The sequence below is a fragment of the Citrobacter sp. Cf118 genome (assembly GCF_030334095.1).
Taxonomy (GTDB): domain Bacteria; phylum Pseudomonadota; class Gammaproteobacteria; order Enterobacterales; family Enterobacteriaceae; genus Citrobacter; species Citrobacter freundii.
In genome coordinates, this window is record NZ_JAOWES010000083.1 from 150,787 (window position 1) to 168,951 (window position 18,165).

At 55.2% G+C, this 18,165-nt stretch carries 16 protein-coding genes; 14 read left to right on the forward strand and 2 right to left on the reverse strand.

The annotated features are described in order from the left end of the window. Window positions 1-57: 57 nt before the first annotated feature. Window positions 58-1,755, reverse strand: coding sequence for a nitrate/nitrite two-component system sensor histidine kinase NarQ (gene narQ, locus OGX67_RS11145; RefSeq protein WP_003037982.1), 1,698 nt, complete (start codon window positions 1,753-1,755; stop codon window positions 58-60). Window positions 1,756-2,015: 260 nt separating this feature from the next. Between narQ and aegA the strand changes: the two genes are divergently transcribed. The 3 genes from aegA (at window position 2,016) to OGX67_RS11160 (ending at window position 5,894) form a co-directional block, all read left to right on the forward strand. Further along, complete coding sequence (aegA, locus tag OGX67_RS11150) at window positions 2,016-3,995, forward strand: formate-dependent uric acid utilization protein AegA (RefSeq protein WP_257651537.1); 1,980 nt, start codon at window positions 2,016-2,018, stop codon at window positions 3,993-3,995. Window positions 3,996-4,151: 156 nt separating this feature from the next. After that, on the forward strand, window positions 4,152-4,727 hold the full coding sequence (gene nudK, locus OGX67_RS11155) for a GDP-mannose pyrophosphatase NudK (protein ID WP_003838513.1): 576 nt from the start codon (window positions 4,152-4,154) through the stop codon (window positions 4,725-4,727). A gap of 123 nt (window positions 4,728-4,850) precedes the next feature. Then, window positions 4,851-5,894 (forward strand): DUF1176 domain-containing protein, encoded by a 1,044-nt coding sequence (locus OGX67_RS11160; RefSeq protein ID WP_257651536.1) that lies wholly within the window; start codon window positions 4,851-4,853, stop codon window positions 5,892-5,894. Here the strand turns inward: OGX67_RS11160 and tkt are convergent. Continuing rightward, window positions 5,884-7,878, reverse strand: a complete 1,995-nt coding sequence (gene tkt / locus OGX67_RS11165; protein ID WP_257651535.1) for a transketolase — start codon at window positions 7,876-7,878, stop codon at window positions 5,884-5,886. The two genes, OGX67_RS11160 and tkt, sit on opposite strands and share 11 nt — an antisense overlap. Before the next feature lie 280 nt (window positions 7,879-8,158). Here tkt and maeB point away from each other — a divergent pair, with 280 nt between their 5' ends. The 11 genes from maeB (at window position 8,159) to eutG (ending at window position 18,111) form a co-directional block, all read left to right on the forward strand. After that, a complete protein-coding gene (gene maeB / locus OGX67_RS11170) occupies window positions 8,159-10,438 on the forward strand; it encodes an NADP-dependent oxaloacetate-decarboxylating malate dehydrogenase (protein ID WP_003838520.1) in 2,280 nt (759 codons plus the stop codon). Window positions 10,439-10,598: 160 nt separating this feature from the next. Continuing rightward, window positions 10,599-10,934 carry an ethanolamine utilization microcompartment protein EutS gene (eutS, locus tag OGX67_RS11175; RefSeq protein WP_003037995.1) on the forward strand — a complete coding sequence of 112 codons (336 nt, stop codon included), beginning with the start codon at window positions 10,599-10,601 and terminating at the stop codon, window positions 10,932-10,934. A gap of 12 nt (window positions 10,935-10,946) precedes the next feature. Beyond that, window positions 10,947-11,426: an ethanolamine utilization acetate kinase EutP gene (gene eutP / locus OGX67_RS11180; RefSeq protein WP_003037998.1), complete on the forward strand. Its 480-nt coding sequence runs from the start codon at window positions 10,947-10,949 to the stop codon at window positions 11,424-11,426. Next, on the forward strand, window positions 11,404-12,108 hold the full coding sequence (gene eutQ, locus OGX67_RS11185; RefSeq protein ID WP_003038001.1) for an ethanolamine utilization acetate kinase EutQ: 705 nt from the start codon (window positions 11,404-11,406) through the stop codon (window positions 12,106-12,108). Before eutP ends, eutQ begins: the two co-directional genes overlap by 23 nt. A 9-nt stretch (window positions 12,109-12,117) precedes the next feature. Beyond that, window positions 12,118-12,921 (forward strand): ethanolamine utilization cob(I)yrinic acid a,c-diamide adenosyltransferase EutT, encoded by an 804-nt coding sequence (gene eutT, locus OGX67_RS11190; RefSeq protein WP_286526501.1) that lies wholly within the window; start codon window positions 12,118-12,120, stop codon window positions 12,919-12,921. Further along, window positions 12,918-13,934, forward strand: coding sequence for a phosphate acetyltransferase (pta, locus tag OGX67_RS11195; protein ID WP_048218375.1), 1,017 nt, complete (start codon window positions 12,918-12,920; stop codon window positions 13,932-13,934). Before eutT ends, pta begins: the two co-directional genes overlap by 4 nt. 37 nt (window positions 13,935-13,971) lie before the next feature. Next, a complete protein-coding gene (gene eutM / locus OGX67_RS11200) occupies window positions 13,972-14,265 on the forward strand; it encodes an ethanolamine utilization microcompartment protein EutM (protein WP_003835054.1) in 294 nt (97 codons plus the stop codon). A gap of 114 nt (window positions 14,266-14,379) precedes the next feature. Then, window positions 14,380-14,667 carry an ethanolamine utilization microcompartment protein EutN gene (gene eutN / locus OGX67_RS11205; RefSeq protein WP_003038011.1) on the forward strand — a complete coding sequence of 96 codons (288 nt, stop codon included), beginning with the start codon at window positions 14,380-14,382 and terminating at the stop codon, window positions 14,665-14,667. 11 nt (window positions 14,668-14,678) lie between these two features. Continuing rightward, window positions 14,679-16,082, forward strand: coding sequence for an aldehyde dehydrogenase family protein (locus tag OGX67_RS11210; RefSeq protein ID WP_003038014.1), 1,404 nt, complete (start codon window positions 14,679-14,681; stop codon window positions 16,080-16,082). Between the two features lie 12 nt (window positions 16,083-16,094). Continuing rightward, entirely contained in the window at window positions 16,095-16,934 is an 840-nt protein-coding gene (eutJ, locus tag OGX67_RS11215) for an ethanolamine utilization protein EutJ (RefSeq protein WP_003838530.1), read from the forward strand. Beyond that, on the forward strand, window positions 16,924-18,111 hold the full coding sequence (gene eutG / locus OGX67_RS11220) for an ethanolamine utilization ethanol dehydrogenase EutG (RefSeq protein WP_003038020.1): 1,188 nt from the start codon (window positions 16,924-16,926) through the stop codon (window positions 18,109-18,111). Before eutJ ends, eutG begins: the two co-directional genes overlap by 11 nt. Window positions 18,112-18,165: the final 54 nt, after the last annotated feature.

The following is an 18,165-nucleotide window of genomic DNA, read 5'->3' on the forward strand; positions in this document are numbered from 1 at the left end:
CCTTTCGTGCCAACGCCGTCAGGCCTGGATCCAGACCCGACGGCGCTTTGCGGTTCTTTACGTTAGATCACTGTCTGATTCAGCCGAACGGAAACTGATGCTTACCAACGTTCCTCCTCCGGAAGGTTGAGAGAAGGTCAACGTGCCGCTTAGTCTTTCCGCCCGCTCACGCATAATATTTAGTCCATAGTGCCCTGTAGGCTCATGCGGCTCGCCAATGCCGATGCCGTTATCGCGGATATAAACCGTGTGGTTGCCGTCCGGAGCCGTTACGCAACTGACGGCAATTTCGCTCGCACTGGCATGCTTAATGGCGTTCAGCACCGCTTCGCGGATGATCTGCAACAGGTGCACTTGCATTTGCGCATCCAACGCCAGCGTGGGTAACCGACAGTCGAGTGTGAGTTTAGCTGAGGTTTGATTTTGCAGCGTTTCCAGCATTTCATGCAGGGCGGAGGGTAAGTCTGCCTGTTGTAAGGTCAGACGGAAGGTGGTGAGCAGTTCGCGTAGCTGACGGTAGGCATCGTTCAGCGCCTGGGAGAAATCCGCCATGATGCTTTGCGCTGGGGCGTTATCTTCCGGAATTGAACGCTTCAGCAGCGTCAACTGAATGCGTAAATAAGAGAGCACCTGTGCCAGCGAGTCGTGCAGTTCGCGTGCAATCGTCGCTCGCTCCTCCATTAACAACAGTTGCTGAAAATGTTTTTGTGCCTGGTTGAAGTACAACCCGCGTCCCAGCATTGAGGAAACGCTGTTAAGCAGCGGAGTAGAAGCATTGACGTTTGGACTTTGCCAGTGCAGTTCGCCGTAGACGGTTTCCTGCATAGTGACCGGCAGGATCTGCATCGGCAGCTCCAGGCTTTTAGTCCCTTCGCTAATCCGCCAGTTATCACCGACGGTGAGCTCAAGGAAATACGCGGCGTCATGTTCGCGGACGATCTGTAAAATATGGCGGAAGCAGTGCACGTCAATCTGGCTGGTATTTAACGCCTGGGAGCACTGATACAACACCTCCAGACGGCGATTGGCTTCATGGAGATCGTGAGTTTTCTCGGCAACAGACGCTTCCAGTGAGCGATACAGCTTGTGTAATTCACTCGACATCTGGCTAAACGTTTTGCCCAGCAACCCCAGTTCATTGGGCAAACCGGTATCCAGCGGTGGGATATTAAACTGACCGTGTTCAATTTGCTGACTGGCCATCACCAGTTTATTCAGCGGACGCACTACCTGCTGGCGAATGCGCCGCAGGGTAAAGAAGACGAGGGTGAATATGCCGATCCCGCCCGCCAGCGAGATGCCAAATACCAGCATGACTTTACGCTCGGCATAATGTTGCAACGCCAGCACGAAGAGATCGATTTGATCGACGTAGTTGTTGATATTGGCCTGGTACCATTTTAAATCGCCGTCGATCAGGCGGGCATTCATTTCCAGCCAGTTAGCATGCAGACGTCCATAGCGGCTTTTTACCGCTTGTGGCACATACCACGCATTCAGATTCTGTAATGCTGGTGCGTTTAGCGCCTGCTGGAAAAGCTGGCGGTGGGCGTTAAGCTGCGGGCTCTGGCTTTGCAGATCGTAACCCAGACGGTAGCTTTGCATGCGCAATGAGCCAGCAACGTTGATGGCTTCGGCATCTCGCAAGCTGCTGGTCAGCGTGAGCAGCGCAATACCTGTTGAGAGAATTGACAGCAGCACTATGTAGAAAAAAGCTTTAGCCAGACTGGCCGAGACCGGACGCTTTACCGTCACTTGTGCATCCTCACACAATACACGTCGCGCCTGAAAACAGCGTGAACGATGCGGTGTATTTGATAAAGGTTAATAAAACGCCATGAAACTGGATGGTAACTGAAACACAATTTCATATGCGATGAAATAAATTGATCTGCCACAGGTTCTGCATAAATAGTTGTGCTTCCTGGGCAAATGAACATTGCCGCTTCCTTCCGTGTCGGTTAATAACACTCTTATAAAGAATAAGGTTTTTGCAACCAAAAAAGAAGGAAGCCATGAATCGTTTTATTATGGTCAATAGCCAGCAGTGCCTGGGATGCCATGCCTGTGAGGTCGCCTGCGTCATGGCTCACAATGGCGAACAGCATGTCCTGAGCCAACGGCATTTTCAGCCCCGAATTACCGTCATTAAACATCAGCAGCAGCGCAGCGCGGTGACCTGTCACCACTGCGAAGATGCACCCTGCGCCAGAAGTTGCCCAAATGGGGCAATTAGCCATGATAACGACAGCGTTCAGGTGAACCCGCAAAAGTGCATTGGCTGTAAATCGTGCGTCGTTGCCTGTCCTTTCGGCACGATGCAGATCGTACTCACTCCTGTCGCCAAAGGGAAGGTGAAAGCCACCGCGCACAAATGCGATCTGTGCCAGGGGCGTGAACAGGGGCCCGCCTGCGTAGAGAACTGCCCGGCGCAGGCGTTACAGTTGGTGACGGAAAATTCGCTTACCGGTCTGTCAAAAGCGCGCAGGCTGCGTACCGCAAGTCTGGAAAGCCAGCCATGGCACGCCAGCACTACCGATTTTGTTCCACATGTCATCACCAAACGTGAGCAAATGCAGGCGACGCCTGCGCGTGGTGAACCGGATAAACTGGCGATTGATGCCCGGAAAACCAGCTTTGAAGAGATCTATCTGCCGTTTCGTACGGCGCAGGCGGAGCGGGAAGCCTCTCGCTGCCTGAAATGCGGCGACCACAGTATTTGCGAATGGACCTGTCCGTTGCATAACCACATTCCGCAGTGGATTGAGCTGGTCAAAGCCGGAAACATCGATGCCGCGGTTGAGCTTTCACATCAAACCAACTGCTTGCCGGAGGTGACCGGGCGTGTATGCCCGCAGGATCGACTCTGCGAAGGGGCATGCACGGTGCGTAGTGAGCATGGCGCAGTCACCATCGGTAATATTGAGCGTTACATCTCCGATCGGGCGCTGAGTAAAGGATGGCGGCCGGACTTAAGCCATGTGCAGAAAGTGGACAAGCGTGTTGCCATTATTGGCGCGGGTCCGGCGGGTCTGGCCTGCGCGGATGTGCTGGCGCGTAGCGGTATCAGTGCCACCGTGTACGATCGCCATCCTGAAATTGGCGGTTTGCTGACGTTCGGTATTCCGGCCTTCAAACTGGATAAATCGCTGCTGACGCGTCGCCGTGAAATCTTCAGCGCTATGGGGATTCATTTCGAACTTAACTGTGAAGTGGGTAAGGACGTCGCACTTGAAAAGTTGCTGGAGGATTACGATGCCGTGTTCGTGGGGGTGGGAACCTATCGTTCCATGAAGGCGGACCTGCCAAATGAAGACGCGCCAGGCGTATATGATGCGCTGCCGTTCCTGATTGCCAACACCAAGCAGGTGATGGGGCTGGATGAGTTGCCTGAAGAACCGTTTATCGATACCGCCGGACTGAACGTGGTGGTTCTGGGCGGAGGCGATACGGCCATGGACTGTGTACGTACCGCGCTGCGCCACGGTGCAAGCCAGGTGACCTGCGCCTATCGTCGTGATGAAGCCAACATGCCGGGTTCGAAAAAAGAGGTGAAGAACGCCCGGGAAGAGGGGGCAAACTTCGAGTTTAACGTCCAGCCGGTTGAGCTGGTGTTGCATGCCGATGGGCGAGTCAGCGGCGTGCGTTTCTTACGTACCCAACTTGGCGAACCTGATGCGCAGGGGCGTCGTCGCCCGGTTCCTATCGCCGGGAGTGAGTTTGTGATGCCCGCAGATGCGGTGATCATGGCGTTTGGTTTTCACCCACACGGCATGCCGTGGCTGGAGTCGCATGGCGTTAAGGTCGATAACTGGGGGCGCATTGCCGCCGATGTTGAAAGCGCATTCCGTTACCAAACCAGTAACCCGAAAATCTTTGCCGGTGGCGACGCGGTACGCGGTGCGGATCTGGTGGTGACGGCCATGGCGGAGGGGCGGCACGCCGCCCAGGGGATCGTCGACTGGCTGGGCGTAAAATCAGTCAAATCTCACTAATCGGCGTCCAGGCCGGATAAAACGCGTTAGCGTTGTCATCCGGCAATGTGCCGCATGAATGCCTGATGGCGCTTTGCTTATCAGGCCTACATTGTTCCAAGACAAACCCGGTTTCACGGCGTAGTATTATTTCTCACTTCTTGCTGTGGAGCCGGTATGTCGCAAAAAATTACCCTCATCAAAGATAAAGTCCTCTCCGATAACTACTTCATCCTGCGCAATATCACCTATGACCTGACCCGTAGCACTGGGGAGGTGATTCGTCATAAACGCGAGGTTTACGATCGCGGTAACGGTGCCACAATCCTGCTGTATAACCCGGAAAAGAAAACGGTGGTCTTAATTCGCCAGTTCCGCGTCGCCACCTGGGTCAACGGTAATGAAGATGGTCAACTGATTGAAACCTGCGCTGGGCTGTTGGATAACGACGAACCGGAAGCGTGCATTCGCAAAGAGGCCATTGAAGAGACCGGCTTTGAAGTGGGCGAAGTGCGCAAACTGTTTGAGTTATACATGTCGCCGGGCGGCGTGACGGAAATAATCCACTTCTTCATTGCACAATACAGTGACAGCCAGCGAGCAAACGCTGGTGGCGGTGTGGAAGATGAAGACATTGAAGTTCTGGAACTGCCGTTCACACAGGCGCTGGAAATGATCAAAACGGGTGAGATCCGTGACGGTAAAACGGTGCTATTGTTGAACTATTTGCAGTCGTCGCATCTCATGGACTAATGCGCGGGATTTATATTTCTTTACAAATTTACGGCCAATCCGACAATTCTTATTGAGCCACATCAGTCGCGCAAGGAAGATACCGCTTAGGCTGTGTGTTTTGACTTCGGGGTTGTACCGTCCATGCGCTATCGCGTTATTCTCCTTTTCCTGCTCGGGTTGCTACCAGCCCGATTGCTCTGGGCTGCGCCCGCGCAACAGGCGTTTTCTGACTGGCAGGTGACGTGTAATAACCAAAATTTTTGCGTGGCGCGCAATACCGGAGAGCACCACGGCCTGGTCATGACCTTGAGCCGCAGCGCCGGGGCACATACTGACGCCGTGTTGCGTATTGAGCTGGGCGGGCTGGAATCGTCCAACGTCAAAGAGAGAGATATTGCGCCGCGTCTGTTGTTGGATGGCGCGCCGCTCTCGCTGATCGGCGAGCACTGGCGTGTTACCCCATGGCAACTGATGACCGATGATCCGGCCACCATTAGCGCATTTTTACAAACCGTACAGGACGCGAAGGCGATTACCCTGCAAAAAGGTGCGCAAAATCTTTCGCTGCTCGGGCTAAAAGCCGCATTGTTGTTTATCGATGCCCAGCAAAAACGGGTTGGCAGCGAAACCGCATGGATCGAAAAAGGTGACGAGCCTCCGCTCAGTGTACCTCCTGCCCCCGCGCTGAAAGGCGTAGCGGTCATTAACCCAACACCAACGCCTCTCACACAGCAAGAGCGCAGTGAACTGCTGGACTATGGTAACTGGCGAATCAACGGTATTCGTTGCTCTATCGATCCGCTGCGTCGCGAGATGCGCGTCACGGCCCTAACGGATGATAAAGCGCTGCTGATGATTGGCTGTGAGGCCGGAGCGTATAACACTATCGATCTGGCGTGGGTGGTTTCACGTACAACCCCGCTGACTTCACGCGCGGTACGGTTAAGCCTGCCTTTTAAAACGGATGCGGAAAGTCGCGATATGGAGCTGACCAACGCTGCGTTTGACGAAAAGTCGCGGGAACTGGTTACCCTCGCTAAAGGACGAGGGTTGGCAGATTGCGGTATCCAGACCCGCTGGCGCTACGATAGTCAGCGTTTTCGCCTGGTGCGCTATGCCCAGGAGCCAAGTTGTGATAACTGGCATGGGCCAGATGCCTGGCCCACACTGTGGATCACACGTTAAGCACCTTGTGTGCTTTGTCGACGATGTTATCTACCGTAAAGCCGAAGAACGGGAACAGCTTGTCCGCCGGAGCCGACTCCCCATAGCCCGTCATCCCAACAATCGCCCCTTTCAGCCCAACATACTTGTACCAGTAGTCGGCAATACCGGCTTCTACCGCCACGCGCGCGCTGACGTTTGCCGGCAGGACCGACTCCCGGTACGTCTCATCCTGGGCGTCGAAGATATCGGTTGAAGGCAGAGAAACTACCCGCACGTTACGGCCTTCGCCGGTCAGTTTTTCCGCCGCCAGCAGCGTGATTTCCATTTCTGAACCGGTAGCAATCAGGATAACATCCGGCTTACCGCCGCCGTCCTTCAGCACATAGCCGCCGCGGGCAATTTGCTGCACTTGCTCAGGCGTGCGCTCAACCTGCGCCAGATTCTGCCGCGAGAGGATCAGCGCCGTTGGCCCGTCATGGCGTTCGACCGCCAGCTTCCAGCCTACTGCCGCCTCAACCTGATCGCATGGTCGCCAGGTACTGAAATTCGGCGTCAGTCGCAAGCTGGCGAGTTGTTCGACGGCCTGGTGCGTGGGACCATCTTCCCCCAGGCCAATCGAGTCGTGGGTATAAACCATGATTTGTCGGGCTTTCATCAGCGCCGCCATGCGCGCGGCATTGCGGGCATATTCGACAAACATCAGGAACGTGGCAGTGTAAGGTACGAAGCCCCCGTGGTGCGCGATACCATTGGCAATGGCGGTCATGCCAAATTCCCGCACGCCGTAGTGGATGTAGTTTCCTGCATGATCCTCTTTAAGAGAGGAGGAGCCTTTCCAGATGGTCAGGTTGCTGGGTGCCAGATCCGCCGAGCCGCCGAGCAGTTCTGGCAGTATCGGCCCATAGGCATTCAGGATATTTTGCGAAGCTTTACGGGTGGCTATTTTGGCTGGGTTGGCTTGCAGGTCGGTAATATATTTCTGGGTTGTTGCTTCCCACTCCTTAGGCAGTCCGCCGCTCATCCGGCGAGTAAACTCTGCCGCCAGTTCCGGGTAGGCTTGTTCGTAAGCTGCGAATTTCTCCTTCCAGCTCTGTTGCGCTTTTTCGCCTTTCTCGCGTGCGTCCCACGCCCGGTAAATCTCTTTGGGGATTTCAAAAGCAGGATGATGCCACCCCAGTTTCTGCCGGGTCAGCGCCACCTCTTCTTCGCCCAACGCAGCGCCGTGCGCTTCCTCTTTCCCGGCTTTATTCGGTGAGCCAAAACCAATCACCGTGCGGCAGATAATCAGCGACGGTTTATCGGTAACAGTCTGCGCTTCCTGAATGGCTTTTTTCACCGCCTCAGGGTCATGACCGTCAATATCGTGTACTACATGCCAGTGGTAAGCCTCAAAGCGTTTTGCAGTATCGTCGGTAAACCAGCCGTCGGTTTCGCCATCAATTGAGATGCCGTTGTGATCGTAGAAGCCGATGAGTTTGCCAAGCCCCAGCGTGCCCGCCAGCGAACAAGCCTCGTGTGAAATACCCTCCATCAGACAGCCGTCGCCCATAAAGACCCAGGTAAAGTGGTTAACAATCTCATGGTCCGGCTGGTTAAACTGCGCTGCCAGCGTGCGTTCGGCAATGGCCATGCCGACAGCGTTGGCTAAACCCTGGCCCAGCGGTCCGGTGGTGGTTTCCACGCCCGGCGTGTAGCCAATTTCCGGGTGACCTGGCGTCTTTGAATGGAGCTGACGGAAGTTCTTTAATTCTTCGATCGGCAGGTCGTAACCGGAAAGATGCAATAGGCTGTAAAGCAGCATTGAGGCGTGGCCGTTGGACAGAATAAACCGGTCACGATCGTACCAGGTGGGATCGGTCGGGTTATGGCGTAGAAAATCGTTCCACAGCACTTCGGCGATATCGGCCATCCCCATTGGTGCTCCTGGGTGGCCGGAGTTAGCTTTTTGGACGGCATCCATACTCAGCGCACGAATGGCATTGGCAAGCTCTTTACGGGTCATAGGAAATACTCCTTGAAAAGTAAAGTGTTAGATGCGTGTTGTGATTCACACTTTTGGGAAAATTGCGGGCGTTGTCAGCAAAAAGCATAGCAGACAAGCATGGTATTGCTGGATTAAGCAGGTAACATGGCTGTTATAAATTGATAACAAATTCTTTCTTTGAATGGTGAGAGTTTGGGGACCTTCAAAGTTTGTGCTGTTGACTGAGGTGATAATGTGCGGCTCAGTAGAATGGTTATCCGCGCCACTTTTTTGATAGATACGTGAAAGGAACAACAAGATGGATGACCAGTTAAAACAAAGCGCCCTCGATTTCCACGAATTTCCGGTACCCGGTAAAATCCAGGTTTCTCCGACCAAGCCTCTGGCAACGCAGCGCGACCTGGCGCTGGCCTACTCGCCGGGCGTGGCTGCACCGTGTCTTGAAATTGAAAAGGACCCGCTGGCAGCCTACAAATACACCGCGCGCGGCAACCTGGTTGCGGTTATTTCCAACGGTACGGCGGTGCTGGGCCTGGGCAATATTGGCGCACTGGCCGGCAAACCGGTGATGGAAGGTAAAGGCGTTCTGTTTAAGAAATTCGCCGGGATCGACGTGTTCGACATTGAAGTCGATGAACTCGATCCGGATAAATTTATCAATGTGGTTGCGGCCCTGGAACCCACGTTTGGCGGTATCAACCTCGAAGATATCAAAGCGCCGGAGTGTTTCTACATTGAGCAAAAGCTGCGCGAACGCATGAATATTCCGGTCTTCCACGATGACCAGCACGGTACGGCAATCATCAGTACTGCCGCAATTCTGAACGGTCTGCGGGTGGTTGAGAAAAATATCTCCGACGTGCGCATGGTGGTGTCTGGCGCAGGCGCAGCGGCGATTGCCTGTATGAACCTGCTGGTAGCGCTGGGTATGCAGAAACACAATATTGTGGTCTGTGACTCCAAAGGCGTGATTTACAAAGACCGCGAACCGAACATGGCGGAAACCAAAGCGGCTTATGCGGTGGTGGATGACGGTAAGCGTACGCTGGATGATGTCATTGACGGCGCAGATATTTTCCTCGGTTGCTCCGGTCCGAAAGTGCTGACGCAGGAAATGGTTAAGAAGATGGCGCGTGCGCCAATGATTCTGGCACTCGCTAACCCGGAACCGGAAATCCTGCCGCCGTTGGCAAAAGAGGTGCGTTCCGACGCAATCATTTGTACTGGCCGTTCAGACTACCCGAACCAGGTTAACAACGTCCTGTGCTTCCCGTTCATCTTCCGCGGTGCGCTGGATGTCGGTGCAACGGCCATCAACGAAGAGATGAAACTGGCGGCGGTGCACGCCATTGCTGAGCTGGCGCATGCCGAGCAGAGTGAAGTGGTGGCCTCTGCTTATGGCGATCAGGACCTGAGCTTCGGCCCGGAATACATCATTCCGAAACCGTTCGACCCGCGTCTGATCGTCAAAATCGCCCCTGCTGTGGCGAAAGCAGCGATGGACTCTGGTGTGGCCACGCGTCCGATTGCCGACTTTGACGCTTACATCGATAAGCTGACTGAATTCGTCTACAAAACCAACCTGTTCATGAAGCCAATTTTCTCCCTGGCACGCAAAGCGCCGAAGCGTGTGGTGCTGACGGAAGGGGAAGAAGCGCGCGTACTGCATGCTACTCAGGAGCTGATTACTTTAGGGCTGGCAAAACCAATCCTGATCGGTCGTCCGAGCGTTATTGAAATGCGTATCCAGAAACTGGGGCTGCAGATCAAAGCGGGCGTCGATTTTGAGATCGTCAACAACGAATCCGATCCACGCTTTAAAGAGTACTGGAGCGAGTACTACCAGATTATGAAGCGCCGTGGGATCACCCAGGAGCAGGCGCAGCGTGCGGTGATTGCCAACACTACAGTGATCGGTGCAATCATGGTGCAGCGTGGCGAAGCGGATGCGATGATCTGCGGTACGATTGGTGACTACCATGAGCACTTCAGCGTGGTGAAAGAAGTGTTTGGTCATCGTGACGGCGTGCATACTGCTGGGGCGATGAACGCCTTGCTGCTGCCAAGTGGTAACACTTTTATCGCCGATACTTACGTCAACGACGATCCTACGCCTGAGCAACTGGCGGAAATCGCTGTGATGGCGGCAGAGACTGTGCGTCGCTTTGGTATTGAACCGAAGGTGGCGTTGCTGTCGCACTCCAACTTTGGTTCCTCTGACTGCCCGTCGGCCAGCAAAATGCGCGAAGCGCTGGAGCTGATTAAGGCGCGCGCGCCAGAGTTGATGATTGACGGCGAAATGCACGGCGACGCCGCGCTGGTGGAAAGTATCCGTAATGACCGCATGCCGGACAGTCCTCTGAAAGGCTCAGCGAATATTCTGGTGATGCCGAATATGGAAGCGGCCCGTATTAGTTACAACTTACTACGCGTTTCCAGTTCTGAAGGCGTAACGGTTGGCCCGGTGCTGATGGGAGTTGCGAAACCTGTTCATGTATTAACGCCGATCGCCTCTGTTCGTCGTATCGTTAATATGGTGGCGCTGGCGGTTGTAGAAGCCCAAACGCAGCCGCTGTAATTTCACTTTAATTAATTTCCGGCGCGGGTTTCTCTCGCGCCTTTTTATTTTCCTTTTCTTAGTGATCTACTTCACCTTTTAAACCTGGTTGCCGAATTTTGTTATTTACTCTGACAAAAAATTGCCACGATAAGGGCAGTTTTAGCGGAGGCGGTGAGCAATGGAAAAAGAACGCATTATTCAGGAATTTGTGCCGGGGAAACAGGTCACGCTGGCGCATCTCATTGCGCACCCCGGCGAGGAATTAGCGAAAAAGATCGGCGTTCCCGAAGCGGGCGCTATCGGCATCATGACGCTGACGCCAGGCGAAACCGCGATGATTGCCGGTGACTTAGCCATGAAGGCGGCGGATGTACATATCGGTTTTCTCGATAGATTCAGCGGCGCACTGGTGATCTACGGCTCGGTAGGCGCAGTAGAAGAAGCGTTATTACAGACGGTAAGCGGTCTGGGTCGATTATTAAATTTCACTTTGTGCAACCTGACAAAAAGTTAATCAGAGGCGGCGATGAAACGTATTGCGTTTGTCGGTACGGTGGGGGCGGGGAAAACAACGCTCTTTAATGCGCTACAGGGGAATTATTCCCTCGCCAGAAAAACACAGGCCGTGGAGTTTAATGAAAATGGCGATATCGATACGCCAGGGGAATATTTTAGCCATCCGCGCTGGTATCACGCCTTAATTACCACGCTGCAGGATGTTGATACGTTGATTTATATACACGCGGCAAATGATAAAGAAAGTCGCTTACCTGCCGGGCTGTTGGATATCGGTGCCAGTAAACGACAAATCGCCGTTATCAGTAAAACGGACATGCCGGATGCCGACGTCGCCGCAACGCGACAACTACTTCGCGGGATGGGGTTTCAGGAGCCGATTTTTGAGCTCAATAGCCATGACCCGCGCAGTGTGCAGCACCTGGTGGATTATCTGACTGAGCTCAGCCAAAAGGAGGAAAGGGCAGGTGAAAAAACTCATCACAGCTAACGATATTCGTGCGGCCCACGCACGCGGCGAACAGGAAATGTCGGTTGTTCTGCGCGCCAGCATCATCACCCCGGAGGCGCGCGAAGTTGCGGAGCTGCTGGGCGTTACCATCAGTGAATGCGATGAATCCGCGCCAGGCGCCGTCGCTGCTGCTCCGGCTGCGGTGATTGATGGCAAAACGGAAAGCCAGCGTATTCGCGAAACCATCATTGCGCAGTTACCGGAAGGGCAGTTTACCGAAAGTCTGGTCGCGCAGCTGATGGACAAAGTCATGAAGGAAAAGCAGTCGCTGGAGCAGGGCGGAATGCAGCCGAGCTTTAACTCGGTGACCGGCAAAGGCGGTGTGAAAGTCATCGACGGCAGCAGCGTGAAGTTTGGTCGTTTTGACGGCGCGCAGCCGCACTGCGTGGGCTTAACCGATCTGGTGACCGACCAGGACGGTAGCAGCATGGCCGCCGGGTTTATGCAGTGGGATAACGCCTTTTTCCCATGGACGCTGAACTACGACGAAATCGACATGATTCTGGAAGGAGAGCTGCATGTTCGCCACGAAGGCGAAACCATGATTGCAAAAGCCGGGGACGTGATGTTTATCCCGAAAGGCTCCAGCATCGAATTTGGTACGCCATCGACGGTGAAGTTTCTGTATGTGGCCTGGCCTGCGAACTGGCAGTCCTGCTAAGGCGGATGTATGAAGGATTTCATTACCGAAGCATGGCTCAGAGCGAATCATACGCTCAGCGAAGGGGCTGAAATTCATCTCTCCGCTGACGCTCGCCTGACGCCGTCTGCCCGGGAATTACTGGAAAGCCGACATCTGCGCATTAAGTTTATTGACGAGCAGGGCAGCCTGTTTATTGATGACGAAGAACAGCAGCCGCAGCCGGTTCATGGATTAACCAGCAGTGATACGCATCCACAGGCCAGCTGCGAACTGTGCCATCAACCGGTGGCGAAGAAACCGGACACCCTGACGCATCTGACGGCGGACAAGATGGTCGCCAAAAGTGACCCTCGGCTGGGATTTCGCGCCGCGCTGGACAGTACCATCGCCCTGGCCGTGTGGTTGCAGATTGAGATGGCAGAACCATGGCAACCGTGGCTGGCGGATATCCGCTCGCGCCTGGGCAATATTATGCGCGCAGACGCCATGGATGAGCCGCTGGCAGCACAAGCTGTCGTGGGTTTAAGTGACGAAGATTTACACCGTCTTTCGCATCAACCGCTGCGCTATCTGGACCACGACCATCTGGTGCCTGAAGCCAGCCATGGACGTGATTGCGCGTTACTTAATCTGCTGCGTACCAAAGTCCGTGAAACGGAGACGGTGGCGGCCCAGGTATTCATCACTCGCAGTTTTGAGGTTATGCGACCGGACATTATGCAGGCGCTCAACCGCCTTTCCAGTACGGTCTACGTGATGATGATTCTGAGTGTTGCAAAGCATCCGCTGACGGTTAGTCAAATTCAACAGAGACTGGGGGAGAAGCAATGATCATTGAACGTGCTCGTCAACTCGCCCAACGCTCACCTGCACGAGTAGTGTTCCCGGATGCGCTGGATGTCCGGGTGCTGAAGGCGGCCAATTACCTGCATCAGCACGGTCTGGCACGCCCCATTCTCGTCGCCAGCCCGTTTGCGCTACGCCAGTTTGCGCTCAGCCATCGCGTAGCCATGGACGGTATTCAGGTTATTGATCCACAAAGCAATGTACAGATGCGTGAAGAGTTTGCCCTGCGCTGGCGGGCAACGGCGGGCGAAAAAACGCCGCCGGATGCGCGGGAGAAGCTCAACGATCCGCTGATGTTCGCCGCCGCGATGGTCAGTGCCGGTACAGCCGATGTGTGTATTGCGGGCAACCTGTCATCAACGGCAAACGTGCTTCGTGCAGGATTGCGCATTATTGGATTACAGCCTGGTTGCAAAACGCTGTCGTCAATTTTTCTGATGCTGCCGCAGTATCTCGGGCCGTCATTAGGATTTGCAGACTGTAGCGTTGTGCCGCAGCCCACCGCTGCACAGCTGGCGGATATCGCCATCGCCAGCGCTGAAACCTGGAAAGCGATCACAGGTGAAGAGCCGCGCGTGGCCATGCTGTCGTTTTCAAGTAATGGCAGTGCTCGCCATCCTAACGTCGCTAACGTGCAGCAGGCGACCGAGATCGTTCGTGAGCGTGCCCCGCAGCTTACAGTGGACGGTGAACTGCAATTTGATGCCGCCTTTGTTCCGGATGTCGCTGCGCAAAAAGCGCCCGCCAGTCCGTTAAAGGGCAATGCCAATGTGATGGTCTTCCCATCGCTGGAGGCAGGCAATATTGGCTACAAAATCGCTCAGCGTCTGGGAGGGTATCGCGCAGTAGGGCCATTGATTCAGGGGCTTGCCGCACCGCTTCATGATCTCTCTCGTGGCTGTAGCGTACAGGAAATTATCGAACTGGCGTTGGTGGCAGCAGTGCCGCGCCAGACTGACATGAGTCGTGAAAACGCCTCGCACACACTGGTTGTATAAGGTCCCGTTCAGGACCCCTTAATGAGAGGAAAACACAATGGAAGCATTAGGAATGATTGAAACCCGGGGCCTGGTTGCACTGATTGAGGCTTCTGACGCAATGGTTAAAGCGGCACGCGTGAAACTGGTTGGCGTGAAGCAGATCGGTGGCGGTCTGGTCACTGCCATGGTCCGTGGCGACGTAGCGGCATGTAAAGCTGCAACGGACGCAGGTGCTGCGGCAGCACAGCGTATTGGCGAGCTGGTTTCAGTGCACGTGATCCCGCGTCCGCACGGCGATCTGGAAGAAGTGTTCCCGATCAGCTTTAAAGGCGACAGCAACGACATGTAAGTCGTCCATGTGACGCCACAGACTTCATTGCTGGCGTCACCCTCTCTCCTTTTCACATTACCTTCTGCGGAGGGTAGGGGGAGGTTTTACCTGAAATATGCCACGGAGGCGCGTATGAAACTGGCAATCGTTACAGGACAAATTGTTTGTACCGTACGCCATCAGGGGCTCGCGCACGACAAGTTGCTGATGGTGGAAATGATTGACGCCCAGGGAAATCCCGACGGGCAATGTGCTGTTGCTATCGACAGCATCGGGGCGGGAACCGGAGAGTGGGTGCTGCTGGTCAGCGGAAGCTCCGCCCGTCAGGCGCACCGGAATGAATCATCGCCTGTCGATCTGTGCGTGATTGGCATTGTCGATGAAGTGGTGGCAGGTGGTCAGGTGATCTTCCATAAATAAGGCAGAAAATCATGAATCAACAGGATATTGAACAGGTCGTGAAAGCGGTACTGCTGAAAATGAAAGACAGCAGCCAACCCGTCAGTGCCGTTCAAGAAATGGGCGTTTTTGCCTCCCTGGATGACGCAGTGGCGGCAGCAAAACTGGCCCAGCAGGGGCTGAAAAGCGTCGCTATGCGCCAACTGGCTATCACGGCGCTACGTGAGGCGGGCGAAAAGCACGCCAGAGAATTAGCGGAACTTGCCGTCACTGAAACCGGCATGGGACGCGTCGAAGATAAATTTGCCAAAAACGTGGCGCAGGCGCGCGGCACGCCGGGTGTGGAATGCCTGTCTCCACAGGTTCTGACCGGTGATAACGGTCTGACGCTGATTGAAAACGCGCCGTGGGGCGTGGTGGCCTCGGTAACCCCATCTACCAACCCGGCCGCGACCGTCATTAACAACGCCATCAGCCTGATTGCCGCTGGAAACAGCGTGGTTTTCGCACCGCATCCGGCGGCGAAAAAAGTCTCTCAGCGCGCTATCACTCTGCTTAACCAGGCGGTAGTTGCCGCAGGCGGTCCGGCAAACCTGTTGGTGACAGTTGCCAACCCAGATATCGAGACTGCCCAACGTCTGTTCAAGTACCCAGGTATCGGCCTGCTGGTGGTGACCGGTGGTGAAGCCGTAGTAGATGCCGCGCGTAAGCACACCAACAAACGTTTGATTGCCGCTGGCGCAGGTAATCCGCCGGTGGTGGTTGATGAAACGGCTGACCTGGCACGCGCGGCGCAGTCGGTAGTCAAAGGCGCATCGTTTGACAACAACATCATCTGCGCTGACGAAAAAGTGCTGATCGTGGTCGATAGCGTTGCTGATGAACTGATGCGTCTGATGGAAAGCCAGCATGCGGTGAAACTCACCACGGCCCAGGCCGAACAGCTGCAGCCGGTGCTGCTGAAAAATATCGATGAGCGCGGTAAAGGCACGGTCAGTCGTGACTGGGTAGGTCGTGACGCAGGCAAAATTGCTGCGGCGATTGGTCTGAACGTACCGGAGCAAACCCGTCTGTTATTCGTCGAAACCTCCGCGACGCATCCGTTTGCCGTCACCGAACTGATGATGCCGGTTCTACCAGTCGTGCGGGTCGCTAACGTCGATGAAGCCATTGAACTGGCGGTCAAGCTTGAAGGCGGTTGCCACCATACGGCGGCGATGCACTCGCGCAATATCGACAACATGAACCGTATGGCAAACGCCATTGATACCAGCATCTTCGTTAAGAACGGACCGTGCATTGCCGGTCTTGGACTCGGCGGCGAAGGCTGGACCACGATGACCATTACCACACCAACCGGGGAAGGGGTGACCAGTGCGCGTACGTTTGTGCGTCTGCGTCGCTGTGTGTTGGTAGACGCCTTCAGAATTGTATAAGGAGTAAATGAGATGGCGCACGACGAACAACGTTGGTTGACACCCAGACTGCTAAAAGCGGCAACGCTATGTAACCAGACGCCCACTAAGAGCGATTCACCGCTGTGGTTGGGCATTGATTTGGGAACGTGTGATGTGGTGTCGATGGTTGTGGACAGTGACGGACAGCCGGTCGCGGTTTGCCTGGACTGGGCCGATGTCGTGCGCGATGGCATCGTCTGGGATTTCTTTGGTGCGGTGACCATCGTTCGTCGCCATCTCGATACGCTCGAACAACAGTTGGGTTGCCGCTTTACCCATGCGGCAACCTCATTTCCACCGGGAACTGACCCTCGCATCTCTATTAACGTGCTGGAGTCTGCCGGGCTTGAAGTGAGCCATGTGCTCGACGAACCGACAGCGGTGGCGGATCTGTTGCAGCTCGATAACGCCGGCGTGGTGGATATTGGTGGTGGCACTACCGGGATTGCGATCGTTAAACAAGGCAAGGTGACCTACTCCGCTGATGAAGCAACCGGTGGGCATCATATCTCTCTGACGCTGGCCGGGAACCGTCGTATCCAGTTAGAAGAAGCCGAGCAGTACAAGCGTAGCAACGGCAAAGAAATCTGGCCGGTGGTGAAGCCTGTCTACGAAAAAATGGCGGAAATCGTGGCTCATCATATTGCGGGTCAGGGCGTTACCGATTTATGGCTGGCCGGTGGTTCCTGCATGCAGCCGGGCGTTGATGAGCTGTTCCGTAAGCGTTTCCCGGAACTGCAGGTGCATTTACCCCAGCACAGCCTGTTTATGACCCCGCTGGCGATTGCCAACAGCGGAAAAGAAAAAGCGGAAGGAATCTATGCAAGCTGAATTGCAGACCGCGCTCTTTCAGGCATTCGATACCCTGAATCTGCAACGCGTAAAAACGTTTAGCGTTCCACCGGTCACCCTTTGTGGGCTGGGAGCGCTCAGTACCTGCGGACAGGAAGCACAAACGCGCGGATTGACGCATATGTTCGTCATGGTGGACAGCTTCCTGCATCAGGCGGGGATGACCGCCGCACTGGAGCGCAGTCTGGCGATGAAAGGCGTGGCGATGACGCTGTGGCCATGTCCGGTAGGCGAACCGTGCATTACGGACGTCTGCGCGGCGGTCGCGCAATTGCGTGAATCGAAGTGCGATGGCGTTGTGGCCTTCGGCGGTGGCTCCGTACTCGATGCCGCCAAGGCAGTGGCGTTGCTGGTGACCAACCCCACTCAGACGCTGGCAGACATGGACGAGCGCAGCGCGTTACGCCCACGTCTGCCGCTGATTGCCGTACCGACTACCGCCGGAACGGGCTCAGAAACCACCAACGTCACGGTAATAATCGACGCCGCGACTGGACTCAAAAAAGTGCTGGCCCACGCAACCCTGATGCCGGATGTGGCGATCCTGGACGCTGCATTGACGGAAGGCGTGCCTGCACATGTAACGGCGATGACCGGGATTGATGCACTGACGCACGCCGTTGAAGCGTATAGCGCGCTGAACGCGACGCCGTTTACCGACAGTCTGGCGATTGGCGCGATTGCGATGATAGGTAAATCGCTGCCGAAGGCCGTCGGCTACGGTCAGGATCTGGCGGCGCGCGAAAGCATGCTGCTGGCTTCCTGTATGGCCGGGATGGCGTTTTCCAGCGCAGGGCTGGGCCTGTGCCATGCGATGGCGCACCAGCCGGGAGCGACGTTGCATATCCCACACGGACAGGCTAACGCCATGCTGCTTCCTACGGTAATGGGGTTCAACCGCATGGTGTGTCGTGAGCGCTTCAGCCATATCGGACGCGCGTTAACCAACAAGAAATCGGACGATCGTGATGCTATCAACGCCGTCAGCGAGTTGATTAGCGAAGTGGGCCAGACCAAACGACTCTCAGACGTTGGAGCAAAACCCGAGCATTACAGCGCATGGGCACACGCCGCGCTGGAGGATATTTGTATTCGCAGTAACCCACGCACCGCCACGCAGGAACAGATTATCGACCTGTACGCGGCTGCCGGGTAATGCCTGTAGGCCGGATAAGGTGCTCGCACCGCCATCCGGCAATAACACGGCGTT

Bases quoted from the DNA above. Each gene is read 5' to 3' on its own strand.
- eutM (WP_003835054.1), top strand. From the start codon at position 13,972: ATGGAAGCATTAGGAATGATTGAAACCCGGGGCCTGGTTGCACTGATT.
- pta (WP_048218375.1), top strand. From the start codon at position 12,918: ATGATCATTGAACGTGCTCGTCAACTCGCCCAACGCTCACCTGCACGA.
- eutN (WP_003038011.1), top strand. From the start codon at position 14,380: ATGAAACTGGCAATCGTTACAGGACAAATTGTTTGTACCGTACGCCAT.
- eutS (WP_003037995.1), top strand. From the start codon at position 10,599: ATGGAAAAAGAACGCATTATTCAGGAATTTGTGCCGGGGAAACAGGTC.
- eutG (WP_003038020.1), top strand. From the start codon at position 16,924: ATGCAAGCTGAATTGCAGACCGCGCTCTTTCAGGCATTCGATACCCTG.
- eutJ (WP_003838530.1), top strand. From the start codon at position 16,095: ATGGCGCACGACGAACAACGTTGGTTGACACCCAGACTGCTAAAAGCG.
- OGX67_RS11160 (WP_257651536.1), top strand. From the start codon at position 4,851: ATGCGCTATCGCGTTATTCTCCTTTTCCTGCTCGGGTTGCTACCAGCC.
- maeB (WP_003838520.1), top strand. From the start codon at position 8,159: ATGGATGACCAGTTAAAACAAAGCGCCCTCGATTTCCACGAATTTCCG.
- eutP (WP_003037998.1), top strand. From the start codon at position 10,947: ATGAAACGTATTGCGTTTGTCGGTACGGTGGGGGCGGGGAAAACAACG.
- nudK (WP_003838513.1), top strand. From the start codon at position 4,152: ATGTCGCAAAAAATTACCCTCATCAAAGATAAAGTCCTCTCCGATAAC.
- tkt (WP_257651535.1), bottom strand. From the start codon at position 7,878: ATGACCCGTAAAGAGCTTGCCAATGCCATTCGTGCGCTGAGTATGGAT.
- eutT (WP_286526501.1), top strand. From the start codon at position 12,118: ATGAAGGATTTCATTACCGAAGCATGGCTCAGAGCGAATCATACGCTC.
- OGX67_RS11210 (WP_003038014.1), top strand. From the start codon at position 14,679: ATGAATCAACAGGATATTGAACAGGTCGTGAAAGCGGTACTGCTGAAA.
- aegA (WP_257651537.1), top strand. From the start codon at position 2,016: ATGAATCGTTTTATTATGGTCAATAGCCAGCAGTGCCTGGGATGCCAT.